This is a genomic window from Mesorhizobium sp. L2C084A000 (assembly GCF_000502875.1).
Taxonomy (GTDB): Bacteria; Pseudomonadota; Alphaproteobacteria; order Rhizobiales; family Rhizobiaceae; genus Mesorhizobium.
The window spans coordinates 232,416-254,683 of sequence record NZ_AYWX01000011.1 but is presented as its reverse complement, the minus strand read 5'-3'; the positions used below and the strand labels follow the sequence as shown (position 1 = coordinate 254,683).

The window sequence follows — 22,268 nt, the reverse complement described above, 5'->3', positions numbered from 1 at the left end:
ATTAATGGACTGAGTCAATGAAATTTAAAGCCAGAGGGCCCAGCTATTGCGTCGTGCGCGCAACTCTCATGTTGCATTCCCTGAGCCATGCACCAGATTTTAACGAGACAGGCTTGGAGAGATTCATGACTGGTCATCGCAGGAAAGTGCAGGCGCGCATCTACGGCAATGTGCAAGGCGTCGGCTTCAGAGCATGGGCCCGGGATGAGGCCGCAGGCCTTGGTCTTGCGGGCTGGGTTTGCAATGAAGCGGATGGGTCCGTAACGACGCAAATTGCAGGCCTTGATGAAGCGGTCTCGACAATGATCAAGCGCCTCTGGGAAGGGCCGGCCGGAGCTTCGGTTTCCAAGGTCGACATCGAGGAGCTGGTGGCAGAAAACGCCTCTGTTGGGTTCAGGATCGTTGCATGAAGGTGAATTTGGATCGGGCGCCTTGAATTAATTGAACGTTCGTTTTATTATTGCTCCGCAGAGGAGCTGACATGGCACGCACCACGGGGTCCGATGGCGAAAAGACCGAAGCGACTATCCGTGAGGCAGCGGTCAACCTCATCGCGCGCCTTGGTTACGAGGCGATGTCGATGCGCCAGTTGGCCAGCGAAGTCGGCGTCCAGGCAGCTGCGCTCTACCGCTACTTTCCAACCAAGGAAGAGCTTCTGTTCACGCTGATGCGCGAGCACATGGAAGGTCTTACCGATGCGTGGGAAGCCGCCCGCCCCGTCAGCGCAGATCCCGCGCAACGGCTCTCGGCCTATGTGCGCAATCACATCGCCTTTCACATCGAGCGACGGCACGCCACGCATGTGTCGAACATGGAATTGCGCAGCCTGTCGCCCGAACGGCTGACGCAGATTCTGCGCATGCGCACAGCTTACGAGAAGGAACTGCGCGCCATCCTGCGCGATGGCGACGAGACGGGCGCCTTCAGCATCGACGACACCGGGCTGACGGCCATGGCGCTGATCCAGATGATGACCGGCGTCATCGTCTGGTTTCGGCCGGGCGAACGGCTGTCGATCGCTGAAGTAACGGCGACATATCTTTCAATGACAATGCGGCTCGTCGGCGCGAAGATCGACGCCTACAGCGCCGCGCGTCCCTTCGGACGCGCAAAGGACGCTGCAGCATTTTGATTTCGCGCATGATCCCTTTCCGAAAATCAAAGGCGATTTTCGGGGTCATGCGCAGGGAGGACAAGCATGTACACGAACACACTCAGCTTCGGGCATGACGAGGAGATCGAGGCGCTGCGCGACTTGGTGCGGCGCTTCGCCCAGGACCGGATCGCTCCGGTCGCCGCCGACATCGATCGCTCGAACGAATTTCCGGCGCATCTGTGGGGTGAACTCGGTGCGCTCGGCCTGCTTGGGATCACGGCCGATCCCGATTTCGGCGGCAGCGGCATGGGCTATCTCGCGCATGTGATCGCCGTCGAGGAAATCTCGCGCGCTTCGGCCTCCGTCGGCCTCTCCTACGGCGCTCACTCCAATCTCTGCGTCAACCAGATCAACCGCTGGGCGACGACGGCGCAGAAGGAAAAATTCCTGCCGCCACTGTGCTCGGGCGAGCGGGTCGGCGCGCTGGCGATGTCGGAATCCGGCGCCGGCTCGGACGTCGTCTCGCTCAAGCTGCGCGCCGAAAAGCGCAATGATCGCTATGTGCTGAACGGCACCAAGATGTGGATCACCAACGGGCCGGATGCCGAGACCCTGGTCGTCTATGCCAAGACCGATCCGGAGCAAAACTCGCGCGGCATCACCGCCTTCATCGTCGAGAAGGCGATGGCCGGGTTTTCCGTGGCGCAAAAGCTCGACAAGCTCGGCATGCGCGGCTCCAACACCGGCGAACTGGTGTTCAGGGATGTCGAGGTGCCCTTCGACAATGTGCTGCATGAGGAAGGGCGCGGCGTCGAGGTGCTGATGTCTGGCCTCGACTATGAGCGCACGGTGCTTGCCGGCGGCCCGATCGGCCTGATGGCGGCGTGCCTTGACGTGGCAATCCCCTATGTGCACGAGCGCAAGCAGTTCGGCCAGGCGATCGGCGAGTTCCAGCTGGTGCAAGGCAAGCTGGCCGACATGTACACGGTGATGAACGCCGCGCGCGCCTATGTCTATGCCGTTGCCGCCGCCTGCGACCGCGGCCAGACGACGCGCAAGGATGCCGCCGGCTGCGTGCTGTTTGCCGCCGAGAAGGCGACGCTGATGGCGCTCGACGCCATCCAGCTGCTTGGCGGCAACGGCTACATCAACGACTATCCGACCGGCCGCCTGCTGCGCGATGCCAAGCTCTATGAGATCGGCGCCGGCACCAGCGAAATCCGCCGCTGGCTGATCGGCCGCGAGATCATGGCGGAGGGGGTATAGCATGGCTACGCTGCAAACCCAGATATCCCCCTCCTCCGAAACCTTCCGTGCCAATGCCGAGCGCATGCGGGCGCTGGTCGCCGACATTGCGGAGAAGGCGGCCACCGTCGAGCGCGGCGGCTCGGAGGAAGCGCGCGAGCGGCATGTTTCGCGCGGCAAGCTCCTGCCGCGCGAGCGCCTCGCGCAATTGCTGGATGTCGGTTCACCCTTCCTCGAGATCGGCCAGTTCGCCGCTTGGTCGATGTATGGCGAGGAGATTTCGTCGGCCGGCATGATCGCCGGCGTCGGCCGCGTCGAGGGCACCGAGGTGATGGTCGTCGTCAACGACGCCACGGTGAAGGGCGGCACCTATTACCCGCTGACGGTGAAGAAGCATCTGCGGGCGCAGGAGATCGCGCTGCAGAACAATTTGCCTTGCATCTACCTCGTCGATAGCGGCGGTGCCAACCTGCCCAATCAGGACGAGGTGTTTCCCGACCGGGAGCATTTCGGCCGCATCTTCTACAACCAGGCCAACATGTCGGCAGCCGGCATTCCGCAGATCGCCTGCGTCATGGGTTCCTGCACGGCGGGCGGCGCCTATGTGCCGGCGATGTCCGACGAGACGATCATGGTGGGCAACCAGGCGACCATCTTCCTCGGCGGTCCGCCGCTGGTGAAAGCGGCGACCGGCGAGGATGTCAGCGCCGAGGATCTCGGCGGCGCCGATGTGCACACCAGGCTCTCCGGTGTTGCCGACCACTATGCGCTGGACGACGACCATGCGCTCGCCATCTGCCGCCGCATCGTCAAAAACCTGAATCGGAACAAGACTGTAAGCCTAAACTTACAGAGATCGATTCCGCCGCTTCATCCGGCGGATGAACTCTACGGCATCGTGCCGACCGACCTGCGCCAGCCCTATGACGCACGCGAGGTGATTGCGCGCATCGTCGACGGTTCCGAATTCGACGAGTTCAAGCAGAATTACGGCACCACGCTGATCACCGGCTTTGCCCATCTCCATGGCATGCCGGTCGGCATCATCGCCAACAACGGCGTGCTGTTTTCCGAAAGCGCGCTGAAGGGGGCGCACTTCATCGAACTGTGCTGCCAGCGCAAGATCCCATTGGTCTTCCTGCAAAACATCACCGGCTTCATGGTCGGTCGAAAATATGAAGCAGGCGGCATCGCCAAGGACGGCGCCAAGCTGGTGATGGCCGTTGCCACCGCCCGCGTGCCAAAGGTGACGATCATCATCGGCGGTTCGTTCGGCGCCGGCAATTACGGCATGTGCGGCCGCGCCTATTCGCCGCGCTTCCTGTGGATGTGGCCGAACGCCCGCATCTCGGTGATGGGCGGCGAGCAAGCAGCAACGGTGCTTGCCATGGTCAAGCGCGAAGGCATCGAGCGCAAGGGCGGGGAATGGAGCGCCGAGGAAGAGGCGAAATTCAAGAAGCCGATCCTGATGAAATACGAGCATGAGGGCCATCCGCTCTATTCGTCCGCACGCCTCTGGGACGACGGCATCATCGACCCTGCGAAGACCCGCGACGTGCTGGCGCTCAGCCTGTCCGCTGCGCTCAACGCCGAAATCGAGGACACGCACTTCGGCGTGTTTCGGATGTGAGAATGGACGGTCAACTTCGACGGACAAACGGCGGAACTATACCAGCAGGCCGTTGCTGCCGTGCGAAAAGGCTGAACTGTATGGAACAACCGATTCATCAGCATAGGCGGCTTCGAATCTCAAACAGTGAACTGGCGGCGAGGCAAAATATTCGATACTGCTTATCCAGCATGGGGCAATGGGGACGGGCTGGAAATGAAACTGAAATATTGCCAGGGAACGGCTGCTTCGATACTTTCCATATTCCTAATATTAATGGCAACCGGCATCAGTTCGGCGGAATCGCTCGCGGGACGCAAGGGAGACGTGCGTTTTCCGCCGACCTTGGGTTCGGGCGAATGCAACGTTGCCTACAAGGGCTACGTCGCGGCGAGCGGCCATTCGGCCTACGCCACAACCTTTTATTCGCGTGTCGTCGACCTCTACATTGTCTGCGGGACGAAGCTCAACGCGCCGTCCCAGAAGGCGGCGGAAGAGACGGCGCTGCGCAATTGCCAGGCCGGCTTGACACGGTGGAAGCTCAAGACCGCGAGTGGCGGCTGCGCAATTTCGTCATCGAAATAGATACTACCGACCGCAAGGTAGAGCACTCCCTTGGTAAGGGGGAGGTCTACGCCGAGGGCTGGAATGGCTCGCTGGACAGTACCCCCCTCTGTCCTGCCGGACGTCTCCCCCGCATTGGGGGAGATCGACTGTCGCTATCGCTTTCGCCAAATTCCAACATTGAAAGTTCGCAGCGAGGGCAAAGCTGCCAATCTCCCTCCTTGCGGGGGAGATGTCCGGCAGGACAGAGGGGGGTGTTGAAGCGCCCTGCTTCCCATGGACTGCGAGCCTTACATGCGGAGGCTCCATGTTTGCCAAGATCCTGATTGCCAATCGCGGCGAGATCGCCTGTCGTGTCATCCGCACGGCTCGGAAACTGGGTGTGCGCACTGTCGCCGTCTATTCGGATGCCGACGCGAGATCCCTGCATGTCGAGATGGCCGACGAGGCGGTGCATATCGGCCCCTCGCGCGTCGGCGAAAGCTATCTGCGCGGTGATAAGATCATCGCCGCGGCCTTGACTACCGGCGCACAAGCCATTCATCCCGGCTACGGCTTCCTGTCGGAAAATCCCGATTTCGTCGACCAGGTGACGGCGGCGGGGCTCATTTTCATCGGCCCGTCGGCGGCCTCGATCCGTGCCATGGGGCTGAAGGACGCGGCCAAGCGTCTGATGGAAAAAGCCGGCGTTCCGGTCGTTCCGGGCTACCATGGCGAGGCGCAGGAGATCGTGCTACTTGCCTCCAAGGCACGCGAGATCGGCTATCCCGTGCTGATCAAGGCACGCGCTGGCGGCGGCGGCAAGGGTATGCGCCGGGTCGAGCATCCCGATGAGTTTTCCGAAGCGTTGTCCAGCGCGCGGCGCGAGGCGAAAGCTGCGTTCGGCGACGACCGTGTGCTGGTCGAAAAATATGTCGACAAGCCGCGCCATATCGAAGTGCAGGTGTTCGGCGACAATTTCGGCAACGCCGTGCACCTCTACGAGCGCGACTGCTCGGCGCAGCGCCGCCACCAGAAGGTGATCGAGGAATCGCCCGCGCCCGGCATGACCGAGGCTTTGCGCAAGGCGATGACGGATGCGGCGGTGAAGGCCGCCAAGGCGATCAATTATTCAGGCGCCGGCACCATCGAGTTCATCGTCGATGCCTCGCAAGGCCTGAAAGCCGACCGCTTCTGGTTCATGGAGATGAACACCCGTCTGCAGGTCGAGCACCCCGTCACCGAAATGGTGACCGGCACCGATCTGGTCGAGTGGCAGTTGCGGGTCGCCAGCGGCGAAAAGCTGCCGAAGACGCAAAGCGAGATCGCGCTTACCGGCCATGCCTTCGAGGCGCGCATCTATGCCGAGGACGCGGCAAAAGGTTTTCTGCCGGCAACGGGCACGCTGCATCATCTGAGATTTCCAGACGCGGCCCCGCCAGGCGCCACGATGCGCATCGAGACCGGCGTGCGGGCGGGTGACGCCATCTCGCCGTACTACGATCCGATGATCGCCAAGCTGGTCGTCCACGCCACGGACCGCCAGGCGGCTCTGGAAGCGCTTGGCGCGGCGCTATCCCGGACCGAGATCGCCGGCTCGACCGTCAACACCGCCTTTCTTGCCGCTCTCGCCGCCGATCCGGATTTCGCCGCAGGCGACGTCGACACCAGCCTGATTGGCAGACACCAGGCGGCTTTGACGATCGTCCCGCCGCCGAGCGGAGAAACCATAGCCGCGGCCGCAGTCGCAGCCTCGGGGGCCGGAGCATCGCCGTTGTCAGACGATCCGTGGTCGTCGCTTGCCGGTTATGCCCATTTCCACAGCGTGGCGCGACGCACATGGCTGAAGTTCGGTGAAGACGATATCGCGGCGAAGGTTTCGGTGCGGCCGGATGGGCGCTTCCAGGTCGCGCTGGAGAAGCCCTATGACGACACCAATTCGCATGATTTTCGCGCCGCGCCGCGCCTTGCCCGCTGGCCCGGCCACATCACCGTGTTCGAAGGCGCCGTTGGCTACACCTTCGCCGTGTCGGACCCGTTGGCACGGGCCGATGAGGCGGCGGCAAGCGCCGGCAGCCTGCGTGCGCCGATGCCGGGATTGGTCAAGCTGGTGCGCGTGGGAAAAGGCGATACGGTGATCAAGGGCCAGCCGCTGCTGATCCTGGAGGCGATGAAGATGGAGCACACCATCGCCGCGCCGCATGACGGCGTGATCGCTGAGATCGCCACCGAGGGCGCGCAGGTGACCGACGGGACGGTGCTGGTGCGGTTCGTCGGGGAACAAGCCGCCTCGACCGCTGTAGCCAGCTGACGGTTCGAAGGTAAAAAGAAAATGGCCGGGACGGACCCGGCCATTTCTCTACGCTACTTGGTCGCCAAGTCGGCGATTACTGCGCGATCGGCGCGTATTTGCCGTCATGCCACTGGTTGATGTCGTAGCTGGCATTCTTGAGATCGCCCTTCTCGTCGAAGGTGACATCACCGACAACGGTGCTGATCGGCGTGCCGTTCTTCAACGCTTCGGCAACCTTGGCCGGGTCGTCGCTGCCGGCACGCTTGATGCCTTCGGCGAATGCCTGGATGGTGGCGTATGAGAACAGCGTGAAGCCCTCCGGCACGAAACCGCCGGCCTTGATCTTCTCGACGGCAGCCTTGGCTTCCGGCTTTGCCTGCGGATCCGACGGGAAGACGAACATGGTGCCCTCGCCGGCCGGGCCGGCAACCTGCCAGAATTCGGGCGAGGCGATGGAGTCCGGCATGATCAGCTGGAACTTCAGGTTCTGTTCCGCCGACTGACGCAGGATCAGGCCAGCTTCAGGATGGTAGCCGCCGAAATAGACGACGTCGGCTTTCAAGTCCTTGAGCTTGGTGACGAGAGCCGAATAGTCCTTCTCGCCAGCGTTGATGCCGTCATAGTAGACCTCCTTGAGGCCGCCGGCATTCATCGTTGCCCTGACGGCGTCAGCCACGCCCTGTCCGTAGGCGCTCTTGTCGTGCAGGACGACGACATTCTTGCCGGCAAACTTCTTGGCGATCCATGGGCCGATGAAGGCGCCCTGCGCATCGTCACGCGTGTAAAGGCGCATGATCGTCGGCCAGCCGGCCTTGGCGGCCGCGTCGGTCAGCACCGGGTTGGAAGAAGCCGGGCTCATCATCAGCGCGCCGGCTTCGGCATAGACGGCCGAGGCCGGAATGCTCGAACCGGAGCAGGCATGGCCGTCGATGAACTTGACGCCATCGGCGACGACGCGGTTGGCAACCGACACGGCCTGCTTGGGATCGCACTGGTCGTCTTCGATATCAAGCTTGATCATCGACCCGTTGATGCCGCCAGCGGCGTTGATCGCGTCGGCAGCGGCCTGTGCGCCCTGCTTGAACTGATCGCCGATTGTGGCGAGCTGTCCGGTCATCGGGCCGATCACCGCAAAGGTGATGTCATCGGCGAATGCGACCGGCGTGCTCATCATCAGGCCGAATATGGCTGCGTTCAAAATGCTCAATTTTTTCATTGTTGTAGAACTCCTCCACTCACGCGCGGCCGCCCCGGCCGCGCTTCTTCCAGAGAGGCCGGACAATTTCATCCTTCATTCGGCCTGTCTAGGCGCATTGGCGCCGCTCGATTGGGCCTGCGAGACGTCATCCACGCAAAAAGCCACGCCAGCCTTGTTCCGGCTGGTCGTGGCTTTTTTTGCCCGTCGAGCAATCTCGAGGCGCCCCCGCGCCTAAGAATCCCGCTCAGCTTCCCTGTGTCGCGCACGACTGGGCCTTGCGGCCTGCCGCGTTCTCTTTCTTGACACCGTGACCGTCTTGCGCGGCCTTCGTTCCGCCGGGTCTGGCCGTCTGTGCGGCCTTGATCCCGGAGCTTCCCTGTCTTCGATAGCCTGTCTGCGATCGGCAGATTTCAGTGCATGGTCATCCATTCGCGGGCTTCGCGCAGCGCGGTGGCGATCTCGACCTTCGACATGGCCGCCGACAGTTCCGAGCGCAGTTCCGCGGCGCGGGCCGAGCCCTTGATGGCGGCGATGTTGAACCATTTGTGGGCGGCAACGACATCGGTCTCGCAATCGCGGCCGGTCGCATACATCATGCCCAGTTCGAAAAGGATGTCGGCCTGGGCAGTTGCTCCCATGGCGCCGAAACCTGCTTCAAGCATTTCAAAACGTGCCATTTCAATCCCCTGTTTTCCGGCCCCTGTCAGGCTCCCGAGAGCTGCCTTCTTTCGTCTTGCCGGCTGCTCTTCCGATGCTTTCGAGAATGCCGTGCAGGCTTGAATCCGTCGTTAAATGGCGTGCTTAATTTGAGGAAAACAAAGCTAAAACAAGAGGTAAACGCCGAAAATCGTTAAGGATACAAACCCAGCAATTCAGCCTGCTTGCGTCAAATTTGACGAGAGTTTTCTCACGCGGAGGCAAGACTTCGCTAACCACGGCAGACAAAGGCGATGCGCCGAACGTTTCATTTCGTCGTCGAGGAGGCGCTTTCAGGCGGCTTCAAAATCCCAAAGTCTTCCGCTACGGCACCGCTTTTGTTTTGCCGGGAGCTGGATTAGCTTACGTTTGCGTAAGCGGCAGACCGGCGAGGCGGAGCGTCCGGCCGGACATCCACAGGGAGGAAGACATGTTTCGAAAACTGAGCCTGGCCCTTGCGGCCACATTGATCGTGGCGGGTGCGGCATGGGCCGATCCGATCGAAGGCAATTGGAAGACGCAGGCCGGCGAAACCGCGGCCATCGCCGGCGGCGGCTCGTTTTCCATCACCCTCAGGTCCGGGAAATATGCCGGCAAGACCATCGGCTCGCTCAAGGCGACGGGCGACAACAAATATGCCGGCAACATCACCGATCCGGCAAACGACAAGACCTATTCGGGCAAGGCGACATTGTCGGGCAGCTCTCTCAAGATGAGCGGCTGCGTGCTCGGCGGACTGATCTGCAAGAGCCAGACCTGGCACAAGCTCTGATCGACCGCACCCTTACGACATGATGACGGGGCCTCGACGGGCCCCGTTTTCGTTTTGTCGACACATCCTGCGCCGGTGATGCTCGATACCCGCCGGCGGCTATCCAAACCGACGCCGGCGCCGTCGAAGCCCCGTCAACCATCTTGAACCGCAGATGAACGCCGGCATCAGAGCCGGTTCAGTTGCATCAGGGCATTCTCCGGCGTGTTGAAGGAGACCGACCCAATGCTTGCTCGCCGCTTCACCATCGTCTGCCTGCTGGTGAGCCTGTTTGGAATGTTCTTCGCCATCCTCGTCGCCGAAGCGGGCCGTCCGGCCCGCGCCTGGGACGAAGCCAGTTCCAGAACCTGCCGCCTCGCCTGCCCCACCCATCTTCGCAACTGAACAAAGAAACCAAGACCTCGAAAAGAAAAGCTGAAACACCATGAACCGCATCGCCGCCAACACTCTCAAGACCCTTCGGCTTCTGCCGCGGGCGGCGCTTATCCTGACGGTTCTGGCCGCTCCGGTTCTGGCCGTGCCGATGATGCGCTCCGATGCCGGCTCGACGATCGACGCACCAGCCCTGAAGAAGTCCGGCGTCGGCTTTGTGCTCCTGGTCAGCCTGCAGCGCGGTTGAAGAAAAACGGCGCTTTGGCCGCCTTCGGTCGCGACACCCCTCCCAAGTGCCGATCCAAGTCTCTATATTGAGCCATGGAAAAGCGAATCTACCCACAAGCCATCGAATCTGTCGTCATGCCGGAGCCTTTTGGCCGGCAAAGCTTTGATAGCGCCGAAAAGGCCGTCAAGGCACTGCAGGCGCTTTACGACCGCAACACCAAGTTCCTGCGCGACTCCTTCGCAGAGCTGGCGGCAGCAGGCGGCGACAATGGCAAGCGCTACCGGGCCTTCTATCCGGAGATCGGCGTCACCACCAACTCATTCACCCAGATCGACTCGCGCCAGGCCTATGGCCATATGCCGACGCCTGGGCATTTTTCCACCACCATCACCCAGCCGGGCCTGTTCGAAAGCTACCTCGTCGAGCAGTTGCGCCTGATCATGCGCAATCATGGGGTTGCGGTCACGGTGTCGGAATCGACCACACCCATCCCGCTGCATTTCGCCTTCCTTGAAGGCACCCATGTCGACGGCGCGACGGCGGAGCGCATCAAGCGGCCGATCCGCGACCTGTTCGACGTGCCGGATCTCGATGGCACCGACGACCAGATCGCCAACGGCACCTTCGAAGTCGCCTTCGGCGAGCCGAGGCCCCTGGCCCCTTTCACGGCGCAGCGCATCGATTATTCGCTGCACCGGCTGTCGCACTATACGGCGACCACGCCGCAGCATTTCCAGAACTTCGTGCTGTTCACCAATTATCAGTTCTACATCGACGAATTCGTCGCCCGCGCCCGCGACCTGATGGCCAATGGCGGCGGCGGATACACGGAGTTCGTCGAGCCGGGCAATGTCATCACCAAGGGCGGGCAAAGCGCGCCCAGTGAAGGCGTCGCAGTTCCCCGCCTGCCACAGATGCCGGCCTATCATCTGAAGAAATCGGGACATGGCGGCATCACCATGGTGAATATCGGCGTCGGGCCTTCCAACGCCAAGACCATCACCGACCATATTGCGGTGCTGAGGCCGCATGCCTGGGTGATGCTCGGCCACTGTGCCGGCCTGCGCAACACCCAAGCGCTGGGCGACTATGTGCTGGCGCATGCCTATGTGCGCGAGGACCATGTGCTGGACGACGATCTTCCGGTCTGGGTGCCGATCCCGCCGCTGGCCGAGATCCAGGTGGCGTTGCAGGAAGCCGTCGCCGAAGTCACCGGCCTTACCGGCTACGACCTGAAGCGCATCATGCGCACGGGCACCGTCGCCACCATCGACAATCGCAACTGGGAACTGCGCGACCAGCGTGGCCCGGTCCAGCGTCTGTCGCAATCTCGCGCCATCGCACTCGACATGGAATCGGCGACCATCGCCGCCAATGGCTTCCGCTTCCGCGTTCCCTACGGCACGCTGCTGTGCGTTTCGGACAAACCGCTGCATGGCGAGTTGAAGCTGCCCGGCATGGCGACCGAATTCTACAAGCGCCAGGTGGCGCAGCACCTGACCATCGGCATCAGGGCGATGGAGAAGCTCGCGGAAATGCCGATGGAGCGGTTGCATTCGCGCAAGCTCAGAAGTTTTTCGGAAACGGCGTTCCAGTAGGCCGATACCACGCATCGCGTAGGCATTTCTCATCTTGATTGGGCCGCATTTCTGCCGATAAGCAGGCGGCATGGAGAGAGCGAGCTTCGGGACATTGCTGATTTCGGTTGCATTCCTGGCAATGCTGGCCTGTTCGATCGCGCTGGTGGCCGGGTTTTTCGGAACGCTGCATCCCGCCTTCGATTCCTTCTCGCATTTCCGCGTCCACCTTGCCGTGCTGATGGCGCTTTGCGCACTGCCGCTGCTGGCCACGACATTTCGCCTGCAGGCGGCCGTGGCACTGCTTTTTGCCGTGGCGGCCTTCGCCACCACTTCCGGGTCGCTGTCCTTCTCCCGCCTGTGGCCGGTTCAGGCCGCCTATGAAGCCAAGAACGAAGACCGGGCGATCTACAAGCTGCTGCAGATGAACCTGCGCTACGACAATCCAACGCCGAAGAAGGTGCTGTCGCTGATCGGCCGGACCAGTCCCGACGTGATCACCCTGGACGAGGTATCGGCGATGTGGGCGACCGAGCTTGGCTATATCAGCAGCGCCTATCCATACCGGATCCTCTGTCCCTATCCCAACGGCATATTCGGCGTCGCGCTGCTTTCGCGGCGGCCCTTTGCCGCCGGCGCCGAGGCGCGTTGCGAAAGGCGCGGCGCCATGGCGACAGCGACCGTCGACTTCGGCCGCATCGACGTCGATGTCGCGGCGATCCATCTCAGCTGGCCGTGGCCACGCGAGCAGTACTGGCAGATCGGCGAGTTGACGGAGCCGCTTTCCGCGCTCGGCGGGACGGCCATCATGGCAGGCGACTGCAATGCCGCGCCGTGGAGTGCCGCCGTGCGGCGGGTCGCGGCGCTTGGCGGGCTGACCGTGATGCCTTCCGCCGGCCCGACCTGGATCCACATCAAGCTGCCGGACTTGCTGCGGCGCTTCGCCGGCCTGCCGATCGACCAGGTTTTCAGCAAGGGCGGTGTGACCATCCATTCCGCGACACGGCTGGAAGACACCGGCTCGGATCACCTTCCGGTCATGGTGGAGTTCTCGCTCAGGCCGAACCAGCAAAAGCCGCTCGATGAACATGAAACCGCGACCGCGGCCATTGTTCAGACCGGCAAGACGCCAGGCTGATGGATCAGGGCCTGACCAAAGCGATGACGAGATGCTGGACATGGCCGCCGTCGCGATGCTCGCGCGCATCGAAAGCGAGCTGCTTGGCCTCATATGCGGCATTGGTGGCCTTGATACGTCGCTGTGCCTCGCGACGTGTCTTGTAGCAGAACCGGTCGTCGGCAATCCTGAGGCCGGAGATCGATCTTTCCGTGGCCCGCATCATCTCCCTGGCGATGCGGCCATGGGTTTCCTCATGGGCGCGGACGCCGGCGAAGAACCGCGTCCAGCGCTTCCGGAGCGTCGGAGTGGTGGCCGAGGCGACACGCGGAAACGTATAGAAGAGATTGAGCGTGCCGTTGGCACGCCGCAAGCGGCAAACGCCATTGTCCTGGCTGGTGTCAAGGTCCCAGTCCACCGCGTAGCCGGTCAGCGCGATGGCATGCGTCATGAAGCCGTGCTTCGGCCCCTTGCGGTCCATAGCCTGCATCAGCGCCAGCCCCGTGTTCCCGGTGATGTCGTAGGTCCGCGTCTTGACCACCACCCTGGTGCCGGCCGAGGCCGCCGAAGCCAAACCGAACAGCGCACCGATCGCCACAAGGCATGCCAGAACCGCCAGGCGCATTGGCCATCTCCTTATCGTCAAGGAATGGAACCATAAGCGCGCGGCAGTTTCAACAGTCCTAATGTTTCACATGCCACGGGAGACCCCGAGCCGTCGTCGGGGTCTTTGCACGCTGTGGCCGGCGCGGGCCTACATGCCCTGGTAGACCGGGCCTTCTCCGCCTTGCGGCGGCACCCAGTTGATGTTCTGGTTCGGGTCCTTGATGTCGCATGTCTTGCAGTGGACGCAGTTCTGCGCGTTGATGACGAAGCGCACATCCTTGGCCGTGGGATCGGCGGCGGCATTGCCATCCTTGTCGACCCACTCGTAAACCCCGGCCGGACAGTAGCGCGTCGAGGGGCCCGCAAAGACATCGTGCTCGGACCGCTTCTGCAGTTCCATGTCGCCGACAAGCAGGTGGACCGGCTCGTTTTCCTCGTGATTGGTGTTGGACAGGAACACCGAGGACAGCCTGTCGAAGGTCAGCACGCCATCGGGCTTCGGATAGGCGATCTTCTTGTGCTGGGCGGCAGGCTCGAGCGTCGCATAGTCGGCCTTGCCATGCTTCAGCGTGCCGAAGGGCGAGACACCGAACAGCGTGTTCAGCCACATGTCGAGGCCGCCGAGGCCGACACCGACGATGGTGCCGAAGCGCGACCACAGCGGCTTGACGTTGCGCACCTTCTTCAAATCCTTGCCGATGTCGGTCGCGCGCCAGGCTTCCTCGTAGGAAGCGAGTTCGTCGTTGGCGCGCCCGGCACCGATCGCCTCTGCGACATGCTCGGCCGCCAGCATGCCGGACAGCACGGCATTGTGCGAGCCCTTGATGCGCGGCACGTTGACGAAGCCCGCCGCACATCCCATCAGCGCACCACCGGGAAAGGAGAGTTTCGGCACCGACTGCCAGCCGCCCTCGGTGATGGCGCGCGCGCCATAGCCGAGGCGCTTGGCGCCGTCGAAAGTCCCGCTGATCGCCGGATGGGTCTTGAAGCGCTGGAATTCCTCGAACGGCGACAGATAGGGGTTCTTGTAATTGAGGTGGAGGACGAAGCCGACCGCCACCTGATTGTCCTCGAGGTGGTAGAGGAACGAGCCGCCGCCGGTCTTCAAGTCAAGCGGCCAGCCGAAGGAATGCTGGACCAAGCCCGGCCGGTGGTTCTCCGGCTTGACCTGCCAGAGTTCCTTCAGGCCGATGCCATATTTGCCCGGTTCGCGGCCATCGGAAAGCTTGTATCTGGCGATCAGCTGCTTGGCGAGCGAGCCGCGAGCGCCCTCCCCGATCAGCACATATTTGCCCATCAGCGCCATGCCGGGTGCGAAACCCGGACCGTGCGTTCCGTCCTTCTCGATGCCCATGTCGCCGGTGACGACGCCGGTGACGGCGCCTTGCTCATTGTAGAGCAGGCCGACAGCGGCAAAGCCCGGATAGATCTCGACGCCGAGCGCCTCGGCCTTGGTCGCCAGCCAGCGGCAGACATTGCCGAGCGAGACGATGTAGTTGCCGTGATTGTTCATCAGCGGCGGCATCAGCATGTTGGGCAGGCGAAACGAGCCGGCAGGACCAAGGACCAGGAAATGGTCTGATGTGACCGGCGTCTTGAAGGGATGGCCGTCCTCATCGCGCCAGCCCGGCAAGAGCCGGTCGATGCCGATCGGATCGACAACGGCGCCGGAGAGGATATGGGCGCCGACCTCACCGCCCTTCTCCAGGACGACGACCGAAAGCTCGGGATTGACCTGCTTGAGGCGGATGGCAGCGGCGAGGCCCGCCGGTCCGGCGCCGACGATAACCACGTCGAATTCCATGCTTTCGCGTTCGATGTCGCTCATCAACCCCTCCGCACTGGCTTATCCCATTCGGGTATCTTGCTGGCTCCCGCGCTGCATAGCGCATCAATTGACGACAGGAAACCGGCGCATACGTGACAATGCCGTTTTGGCCAAAAAGTCGCGCATTGCGAGGCTGGAAGACTGCTTTTCGCCCGGCATTGCCTGCGAAGCGCGCGTTTTTAATTGTTCGACGGCTTGCTTATCGGCCATACTTCACGCCATGCGCATTCCTGGGCCAGCCGGCTTTTCATCGACGCGCTTTCTTTTCCCGCCCGGCCGGATCCGCCGGGCGCTCCTTTTGGCCCTTCTGATGCTGGCGCCGCATCACGCTGCCGCCGACGAAGTGAAGGTCTGGGCGGCAGGCGCCTACTCCTTCTCCGACGAGCTTGGCGGCTTTCGCATCACCGGCGCCTCGGGCATCGGGACGAAGGACGATCCGTTCGTCATCACCGAAGAGCTGAATTCGTCAACGCCGGTGACGCTGACGATCCGCACGACAAAGCCGATCCAGGCCTTCGGCAAGGCCGGCGAATTCGCCAACGGCATGATGTATATGCGCATCGAGGTGCTCAACAACAGCGGCCAGGCCTGGGTCGAATTCCAGTTCGAATTGCAGGAGATCCTGAATCGGCCGAGCGTGTTCGGCGACGGGCTTTCCTTCGACCAGCGCAACAAGACGCCGGACAATATTTTGTCGAGCAATTTCGCCGATTTCGATCGCGATTTCGAACCCTATGACCGGCTGCTGTTCCGGAATGGCAAGGTCGACCCGTTGAAAACCGCCAGGTTCGAATTCCTGATGACCGACTACACGCCGCGCTGGACCTTCTATCTGGTGCAGGATCCGCGCATACCGACGGGGTGAAATATGCCGATATCTAAGCGATGCCGGCACGCGAACGGTGGCTCCCTGCGCTCCCGGCTGCGGCAAAGATGCGGGCGCCGCTGCGGGAATATTCGACTGTGATCGCCAACTAGTTGGCCGTCTCCGGATCAACGCCAAGCGAGGCGAAACGCTGGGCAAGCAGGTTGGTCAGCGGCGTTGAGGTCGATCAGCCCCGAATCCCCTGCAGCCGCGTGACAACGGTCAGATCGCTGATCACGTAGGACACCGCTTCGAAATTCGGCTGCACCTCGATCTCGGCGCTACCGCTCGACAGACGCGTGGCCAGCACATTGGAAGGCGCGGGCCGGAGGGTGTGATTCCGATCCATCCGCTGAGAGACGCCCGTGGCGGTAGGGGCGGGTATTACATGTCGGCTATTTCAAGAGTTTTAAACATAAAACTAATACTGCCACGACCTCGCCCCCGGCCAGAGCTGCCGCCCCCAAGATTAAGATTAATATTTGCCAAAATCAATTCGCCTATGAGATTTGTGCTCATGTCTCCTATTCTTACTCCTTCCAAATCAATAACGTCTATGAAATACGCGGTTGCCCCTCCAAATATTAAGCTGCACGGTCTCTTAACATATCCACAGCTGCCTTCGTAATTCCAATTCATATCCGGTGTAACCAGCTTCGCAGTCTGACTATCGAAATCGATATTTATTCGGTCCAAACTAACATCGTGGAATGAAAAGGAATTTATGAAATCCTCTGGTTTGTCGATTTTCTCCGTTGCCATTACAATATCCGATCTGTGTAAGTGCAGACACCCGCACACTTGTCTTTTACTCCGAATCTCAGCCTGCCACCAGCGCGCCGCCCAAGTATGCGGTGAGAGTGCACTATTTCCTTTGACCGCTGTCCAGCAATTCCGTTGTTCGACTCATGTTTGGAACGCATACATTCGGTGAAGGTGCGCATTCCGGGTCCACTCTTGATGCATGGACACGTGGGATAAAAGTGCACGCCTTCCTGATGACCGACTATACGCCCAGATGGACCTTCTATCTGGTGCAGGATCCGCGCATACCGACGGGGTGGAGCAAGAGGCCAGCCTTGCAAATTGCCGCCACGCGGACGAATGTGAATCCATGACTGCTGCTTCCCCAAACAACAGACCTGATATTGCCGACCTGCTGGCCTTTTATGCCAGCGCGGGCGTCGACGAGGCGCTTGAAGACCAGCCGGTGAACCGGTTTGCCGAGGTTGCGCCAAAGCCGGCGGAGCGCGCGCCGACCGCGGCGCCTGCGGGCGGCACCGCCGCACAGCAGCGTTCGACAAATCGCCCCGAAGGGGGCGACAGGCCAAATGCGCCACCTGTTTTGCGCGCACCGTCGGCCACGGTTCCCGACGAAATTCAGGCAGCACTTGCCCGCCAATTGGCAACGACGGCAACAACGCTTGACGAGCTTCGCCAGCACATGGCGGCGTTCGACGGCTGCAATCTCAAGGCCACCGCCAAGGACCTGGTGTTCGCCGACGGCAACCCGGAAGCCGCCGTCATGCTGGTCGGCGAGGCACCCGGCCGCGACGAGGACATCGAGGGCCTGCCCTTCGTCGGCCGATCGGGCCGGCTGCTCGACCGCATGCTGGCGGCGATCGGGCTCGACCGCACTTCGGTCTATATCGCCAATGTCATTCCGTGGCGGCCGCCGGGCAATCGCACGCCGACGCCGCACGAAACCGAGATCTGCCGGCCATTCATCGAGCGGCAGATCGAACTGGTCAATCCGAAGGTGCTGATCAACCTTGGCGGTCCGTCGGCAAAAACCCTGCTCAATACGAGTGAAGGCATCCTGCGGCTGCGCGGCAACTGGCGCGTCCACACGACGGCATCCGGCATCGCCATTCCGGCAATGCCGACGCTGCACCCGGCCTATCTCTTGCGAACGCCCGCGCACAAGAAGCTGGCGTGGCGGGATTTTCTCGAGGTGAAGGCAAAGCTGCGGGAAGTTGGCTGAGGCTTGGCGAGTAGCCAATCTCCGACATGGATGCCGTACCGATAACCTCCGAGGTAATTGAAATACGTCTGCTCTCGACCTAATCATGCCTCATGACAACACCCCAAACGTCCGCCGGCAGCCTCATTCGCGAATGGCGCACCCGCCGCCGCATGTCGCAGCTCGACCTCGCCATGGAGGCCGAGATCTCGCAGCGGCATCTGAGCTTCGTCGAAAGCGGCCGCGCCGCGCCCTCGCGCGACATGGTGCTGCATCTGGCCGAGCAATTGTCGATACCGCTGAGGCAACGCAATCAATTGCTGCTCGCCGCCGGTTTTGCGCCCAGCTTCGGCGAACGCTCCCTGACCGACACGACGCTGGCGCCGGCGATGGCGGCCGTCGAGATCGTCCTCAAAGGCCACGAGCCTTTCCCGGCACTCGCCGTCGACCGCCACTGGAACCTGGTTTCGGCCAATGCCGCCATTGCACCCTTCCTTGACGATGTCAGCGAGGCTTCGCTGCTGACGCCGCCGGTCAACGTGCTTCGCCTCAGCCTGCATCCCGGCGGCATCGCACCGCGCATCGTCAACCTTCAGGAATGGCGAACGCATCTGCTCGAGCGCCTGAAACACCAGAACGACGCGAGCGGTGACCCTGTGCTGGTCGAATTGGAGCGCGAATTGCGCAGTTACCCGTCCGGCTTGAAAGGCAGCCGGCCGGTGTCCGTCGAGCCGAATGCCATCGTGCATCCGCTCAGGCTGGCGCATGGCGATCAGGTGCTGTCGTTCATCAGCACCATCACTGTCTTCGGCACGCCGCTCGACGTGACGCTTTCGGAACTGGCGATCGAATCGTTTTTCCCCGCCGATGAACAGACGAGGACAGTGCTGGTTCGGTTGGCGAAGGAGCGAGCCGAGCTGTCGTAATCACCCTTCAGGCAAAGACGCCTTGCGCGTGCGGGTGCGCTCCAGGCCAAGCTGGCGTTCGCGCCAGATGATGAAGATGCCGGCGGCGACGACGATCAGGCCGCCGACAAGCATATGGAGCGTGGCGACGTCGCCGAAGACGAGATAGCCGACGACGACGCCGAGGATCATCGAGGTGTATTCGAACGGCGCCACCACCGAGGCCTCGGCATGGCGATAGGCCGCCGTCATCAGGATCTGGCCGAGGCCGCCGCAGAAGCCGGCGGCAACAAGGAGAGCTGCCTGGAGCGGCGTCAGCGCCTGCCAGCCGAATGGCAGCGACAGCAGCGACATGACGCTTGCCGTCACCGAAAACCACAGCACGATGGTCGCTGTGCGCTCGCTTTGCACGAGATTGCGCACCAAGAGCATGGCGACGGCCGAGATCGCCGCCGCGACAAGAGCGGCCATGACGCCAAGCACTTCCTGATCGTCGAGCGCCTCGTCGGAACTCAGCAGCGTCAGTTCCGGCCAGGAGATGATCAGCACGCCGACCAGGCCGACCGCGACCGCGCTCCAGCGATAGACACGGATGGCCTCGCCGAGGAAGATCGAGCTGAACACCACCACCAGCAGCGGCTGCGCGTAGTTCAGCGTGATCGCTTCCGGCAGCGGCAGCCGGGTCAACGCAAAAAAGCCGAGCCCCATGGCGCAGACGCCGACAAGGCCGCGGGCGATGTGGTTGAACGGACGCCTGGTGGTGAAGGCAGTGCCGAGTTCTTTCCTGAAGGCCAGGAAGGCGATGATCGGGAAGATGGCGAAGAAAGAGCGGAAGAAGACAATCTGGCCGGCCGGAACCGTGCCTGCGGCTTTGATGCAGGTCTGCATTCCGACGAAGACCGCCACCGACACGATCTTGAGCATGATGCCGGTAAGCGTGTCGTGCCCGCCGGCATCATCGCCGGCTGTGGCCGAGGGGCTGCCGGGGCCTGCTCTCACGCTCCCGACGCTTCCCGGATCGTCGTCCAGATACGCGCCGGCGTTGCCGGCATGTCGATGTGCTTGACGCCATAAGCGCGCCAGAGCGCGTCGGTCACCGCATTGAGTGCCGCAGGCGTCGAGCCGATGGTGCCGGCCTCGCCCGCGCCCTTGATGCCGAGTGCATTGGTGGTCGAAGGCACGTTGCGGGTCTCGAAATGGAAGAACGGGAAATTGTCGGCGCGCGGCATGGCGTAATCCATGAAGCTCGCCGTCAAAAGCTGTCCATCCTCGCCATAGATAGTGTCCTCGGTCAGTGCCTGGCCGATACCTTGCACGACGCCGCCATGCACCTGGCCGGCAAGCAGGATCGGGTTCACGGTGACGCCGAAATCGTCGACGATGGTGTAGCGGACGATCTCGGTCGCGCCGGTGTCGGGATCGATCTCGACCTCGCAGATATGGGTGCCGTTGGGATAGGTGCATTCGTCCTGCACGAACTCGCCAAAGCCCTTGAGATCGTCTGATGTCTTGGCGGCCTTGGCGATAGCGGAAAAATCGATCGAGCGATCGGTGCCGACGATGCGGGCAACACCATCAGACAGCTCAATGTCGCCGGCAGAAGCCTCCAGTTCGTCGGCTGCGATGCGCTTGATCTTGTTGGCCAGATCCTCGCCCGCGCGGGAAGCCGATACACCCCCCAGCGGAATGGAGCGCGAGCCGCCAGTGCCACCGCCGGCCTTCAATTCGTCGGTGTCGCCCTGGCGGACATGGATCTTGTCGATGTCGAGATTGAGCTTTTCCGACAGGAACTGTGCATAGGCGGTGGCGTGCCCCTGCCCGTTGGTCTGGGTGCCGATCTTCAGCGTCACCGTGCCATCGCCATTGAGTTCGACGAAGGCCGGTTCGGAGCCCGGAAAGGCACTGGCCTCGATATAGGTCGCCATGCCGAGACCGCGGATTTTTCCGCCGGCCTTCGATTGCGCCAGCCGCTCCGGAAACGCTTTCCATTCGGATTGCTCAATGGCGCGCTCCATATGGCCTTCGAATTCACCGGTGTCGTAGAGGCGGCCGGTTTGCGTCCGATAGGGAAATTGCTCCGGCCGGATGAAGTTGCGGCGGCGGATCTCCTCGACAGGCAGGCCGAGATCGTGGGCGCAGGCATCGACCAGCTTTTCCAGCAGGAAGGCTGCTTCCGGTCGGCCGGCACCGCGATAGGCATCGACCGGGCAGGTGTTGGTGTAGAGGCCGGTCACCGAGACGTCGAGCGCCTGGATATCATAGACGCCGGTCGACATGGTGACGCCGATATAGGGGATGAACGGACCGTATTGCGAGATATAGGCGCCGATGTTGGCGAGCAGGTCCACCTTCATGCCGAGAAAGCGGCCGTCCTTGTCCAGCGCCATCTCGGCCTTCACGAAATTGTCTCGGCCTTGCGCGTCGGTCAGGAAGTGTTCGGTGCGGTCGCCCGCCCATTTCACCGGGCGGCCAAGCCGCTTTGCCGCTTCCAGCACCAGCGGATATTCGCGGTAGACGAAGCTCTTCGGCCCGAAACCACCGCCGACATCAGGCGTGATGACGCGCAGCTGGTCTTTCTTGATCTTGAACACGCTGGCCAGGATATACTGCATGGAGTGCACGCCTTGCGACCCGGTGGTCAGCACGAAGCGCTTCTCCTCAACGTTCCATTCGCCGATCGCGGAGCGCGGCTCCATGTAGTTGCACACCAGCCGGTTGTTGACGAACTCGATGCGGGTGACATGGGCGGCCTTGGCGAAAGCCGCTTCGGTCTTTTTCCTGTCGCCCATGTGGTAGCTGAAGGCGCGGTTGGAACCAAGCTCCGGCCAGACCAGCGGCGTGCCTTCGGCAAGTGCATTTGCCGTCCCCGAGGCCGCGTCTTCGCCGTCGTAGTCGACATCGATCAGTTCGGCGGCATCCTGCGCCAAGGCTCGGCTGTCGGCGACGACGAAGGCAACGGCATCGCCGACATAGTTGACGCGGTCGCGGCACAGGATCGGGATGTCGCGCGTCGGAGCCTTGGTGCCGTCCGGCTGTTCCTGCATGACGCCGGATTTCAGATCGCCGAGATGGGCAAGATCCTTGCCGGTCAGCACCAGATGGACGCCAGGTGCCGCCTTCGCCGCCTCGGTCGAACCGATGGTGAAGCTGGCCTTGGCGACCGGCGAGCGCAGGACATAGCCATGCAGGACGCCAGCCGGCTGGATGTCGTCGGTATAGCGGCCCTGGCCCTGGATGAAGGCGGCATCCTCGCGCCGCAGCACGGATGCGCCCATGCCGAATTTCGGTGTGACGACGGTCATGGATGCCTCGTGATGATGACAGGAGAAGGAACGCCTGAAATAGGCATTGCCT

23 protein-coding genes are annotated in these 22,268 nt (G+C 62.2%); 14 read left to right on the top strand and 9 right to left on the bottom strand.

Annotation, left to right across the window (positions count from 1 at the left end; genetic code table 11):
- Nucleotides 1-125 precede the first annotated feature (125 nt).
- The 6 genes from X735_RS143425 (at nt 126) to X735_RS143450 (ending at nt 6,804) form a co-directional block, all read left to right on the top strand.
- The gene (locus X735_RS143425; protein ID WP_023812846.1) at nt 126-410 is read left to right on the top strand and encodes an acylphosphatase; all 285 of its coding nucleotides are present in this window, start codon (nt 126-128) and stop codon (nt 408-410) included.
- Nucleotides 411-481: 71 nt separating this feature from the next.
- Nucleotides 482-1,132, top strand: coding sequence for a TetR/AcrR family transcriptional regulator (locus X735_RS143430; protein WP_023812845.1), 651 nt, complete (start codon nt 482-484; stop codon nt 1,130-1,132).
- A gap of 66 nt (nt 1,133-1,198) precedes the next feature.
- Nucleotides 1,199-2,362, top strand: a complete 1,164-nt coding sequence (locus tag X735_RS143435) for an isovaleryl-CoA dehydrogenase (RefSeq protein WP_023812844.1) — start codon at nt 1,199-1,201, stop codon at nt 2,360-2,362.
- A 1-nt stretch (nt 2,363) separates the two neighbouring features.
- Nucleotides 2,364-3,971 carry a carboxyl transferase domain-containing protein gene (locus X735_RS143440; protein WP_023812843.1) on the top strand — a complete coding sequence of 536 codons (1,608 nt, stop codon included), beginning with the start codon at nt 2,364-2,366 and terminating at the stop codon, nt 3,969-3,971.
- 195 nt (nt 3,972-4,166) lie between these two features.
- Nucleotides 4,167-4,535 carry a hypothetical protein gene (locus X735_RS143445; RefSeq protein WP_023812842.1) on the top strand — a complete coding sequence of 123 codons (369 nt, stop codon included), beginning with the start codon at nt 4,167-4,169 and terminating at the stop codon, nt 4,533-4,535.
- 286 nt (nt 4,536-4,821) lie between these two features.
- On the top strand, nt 4,822-6,804 hold the full coding sequence (locus X735_RS143450) for an acetyl/propionyl/methylcrotonyl-CoA carboxylase subunit alpha (protein WP_023812841.1): 1,983 nt from the start codon (nt 4,822-4,824) through the stop codon (nt 6,802-6,804).
- Nucleotides 6,805-6,880: 76 nt separating this feature from the next.
- Here X735_RS143450 and X735_RS143455 read toward each other — a convergent pair whose 3' ends face one another.
- Together X735_RS143455 and X735_RS143460 are read right to left on the bottom strand one after the other, a co-directional pair.
- Nucleotides 6,881-8,002, bottom strand: a complete 1,122-nt coding sequence (locus X735_RS143455; RefSeq protein WP_023812840.1) for an ABC transporter substrate-binding protein — start codon at nt 8,000-8,002, stop codon at nt 6,881-6,883.
- A 392-nt stretch (nt 8,003-8,394) separates the two neighbouring features.
- Nucleotides 8,395-8,661, bottom strand: coding sequence for a sel1 repeat family protein (locus X735_RS143460; RefSeq protein WP_013532614.1), 267 nt, complete (start codon nt 8,659-8,661; stop codon nt 8,395-8,397).
- Between the two features lie 449 nt (nt 8,662-9,110).
- On the opposite strand from X735_RS143460, the gene X735_RS143465 reads away from it, so the two are divergent.
- From X735_RS143465 to X735_RS143480, 5 genes are all read left to right on the top strand, one after another.
- A complete protein-coding gene (locus tag X735_RS143465) occupies nt 9,111-9,452 on the top strand; it encodes a DUF2147 domain-containing protein (RefSeq protein ID WP_023812839.1) in 342 nt (113 codons plus the stop codon).
- A gap of 225 nt (nt 9,453-9,677) precedes the next feature.
- Nucleotides 9,678-9,836 carry a hypothetical protein gene (locus X735_RS1000000169360; protein WP_023812838.1) on the top strand — a complete coding sequence of 53 codons (159 nt, stop codon included), beginning with the start codon at nt 9,678-9,680 and terminating at the stop codon, nt 9,834-9,836.
- Between the two features lie 40 nt (nt 9,837-9,876).
- Nucleotides 9,877-10,071, top strand: a complete 195-nt coding sequence (locus tag X735_RS143470; protein WP_023812837.1) for a hypothetical protein — start codon at nt 9,877-9,879, stop codon at nt 10,069-10,071.
- Between the two features lie 74 nt (nt 10,072-10,145).
- A complete protein-coding gene (locus X735_RS143475) occupies nt 10,146-11,651 on the top strand; it encodes an AMP nucleosidase (RefSeq protein WP_023812836.1) in 1,506 nt (501 codons plus the stop codon).
- A 70-nt stretch (nt 11,652-11,721) separates the two neighbouring features.
- On the top strand, nt 11,722-12,768 hold the full coding sequence (locus tag X735_RS143480) for an endonuclease/exonuclease/phosphatase family protein (RefSeq protein WP_031213576.1): 1,047 nt from the start codon (nt 11,722-11,724) through the stop codon (nt 12,766-12,768).
- A gap of 4 nt (nt 12,769-12,772) precedes the next feature.
- On the opposite strand, the gene X735_RS143485 is transcribed toward X735_RS143480, so the two are convergent.
- The 3 genes from X735_RS143485 to X735_RS1000000168915 form a co-directional block, all read right to left on the bottom strand.
- Entirely contained in the window at nt 12,773-13,372 is a 600-nt protein-coding gene (locus X735_RS143485; RefSeq protein ID WP_023812834.1) for a DUF922 domain-containing protein, read from the bottom strand.
- A 129-nt stretch (nt 13,373-13,501) separates the two neighbouring features.
- Nucleotides 13,502-15,181 (bottom strand): electron transfer flavoprotein-ubiquinone oxidoreductase, encoded by a 1,680-nt coding sequence (locus tag X735_RS143490; RefSeq protein ID WP_023812833.1) that lies wholly within the window; start codon nt 15,179-15,181, stop codon nt 13,502-13,504.
- 63 nt (nt 15,182-15,244) lie between these two features.
- Nucleotides 15,245-15,391 carry a hypothetical protein gene (locus tag X735_RS1000000168915; protein WP_155930595.1) on the bottom strand — a complete coding sequence of 49 codons (147 nt, stop codon included), beginning with the start codon at nt 15,389-15,391 and terminating at the stop codon, nt 15,245-15,247.
- Between the two features lie 10 nt (nt 15,392-15,401).
- Between X735_RS1000000168915 and X735_RS143495 the strand changes: the two genes are divergently transcribed.
- A complete protein-coding gene (locus X735_RS143495) occupies nt 15,402-16,046 on the top strand; it encodes a hypothetical protein (protein ID WP_023812832.1) in 645 nt (214 codons plus the stop codon).
- A gap of 187 nt (nt 16,047-16,233) precedes the next feature.
- On the opposite strand, the gene X735_RS1000000168910 is transcribed toward X735_RS143495, so the two are convergent.
- Both X735_RS1000000168910 and X735_RS143500 read right to left on the bottom strand, forming a co-directional pair.
- Nucleotides 16,234-16,395, bottom strand: coding sequence for a hypothetical protein (locus X735_RS1000000168910; protein WP_155930594.1), 162 nt, complete (start codon nt 16,393-16,395; stop codon nt 16,234-16,236).
- 35 nt (nt 16,396-16,430) lie between these two features.
- Nucleotides 16,431-16,808: a hypothetical protein gene (locus X735_RS143500; protein ID WP_023812829.1), complete on the bottom strand. Its 378-nt coding sequence runs from the start codon at nt 16,806-16,808 to the stop codon at nt 16,431-16,433.
- 352 nt (nt 16,809-17,160) lie between these two features.
- Between X735_RS143500 and X735_RS143505 the strand changes: the two genes are divergently transcribed.
- A complete protein-coding gene (locus X735_RS143505) occupies nt 17,161-18,030 on the top strand; it encodes a uracil-DNA glycosylase (RefSeq protein WP_023812828.1) in 870 nt (289 codons plus the stop codon).
- Nucleotides 18,031-18,122: 92 nt separating this feature from the next.
- Entirely contained in the window at nt 18,123-18,935 is an 813-nt protein-coding gene (locus tag X735_RS143510) for a helix-turn-helix transcriptional regulator (RefSeq protein ID WP_023812827.1), read from the top strand.
- Here the strand turns inward: X735_RS143510 and X735_RS143515 are convergent, their stop codons facing one another.
- Nucleotides 18,936-19,838, bottom strand: a complete 903-nt coding sequence (locus tag X735_RS143515) for a DMT family transporter (protein ID WP_245273271.1) — start codon at nt 19,836-19,838, stop codon at nt 18,936-18,938.
- Between the two features lie 71 nt (nt 19,839-19,909).
- Nucleotides 19,910-22,216: a xanthine dehydrogenase family protein molybdopterin-binding subunit gene (locus tag X735_RS143520; protein ID WP_023812825.1), complete on the bottom strand. Its 2,307-nt coding sequence runs from the start codon at nt 22,214-22,216 to the stop codon at nt 19,910-19,912.
- Nucleotides 22,217-22,268 lie beyond the last annotated feature (52 nt).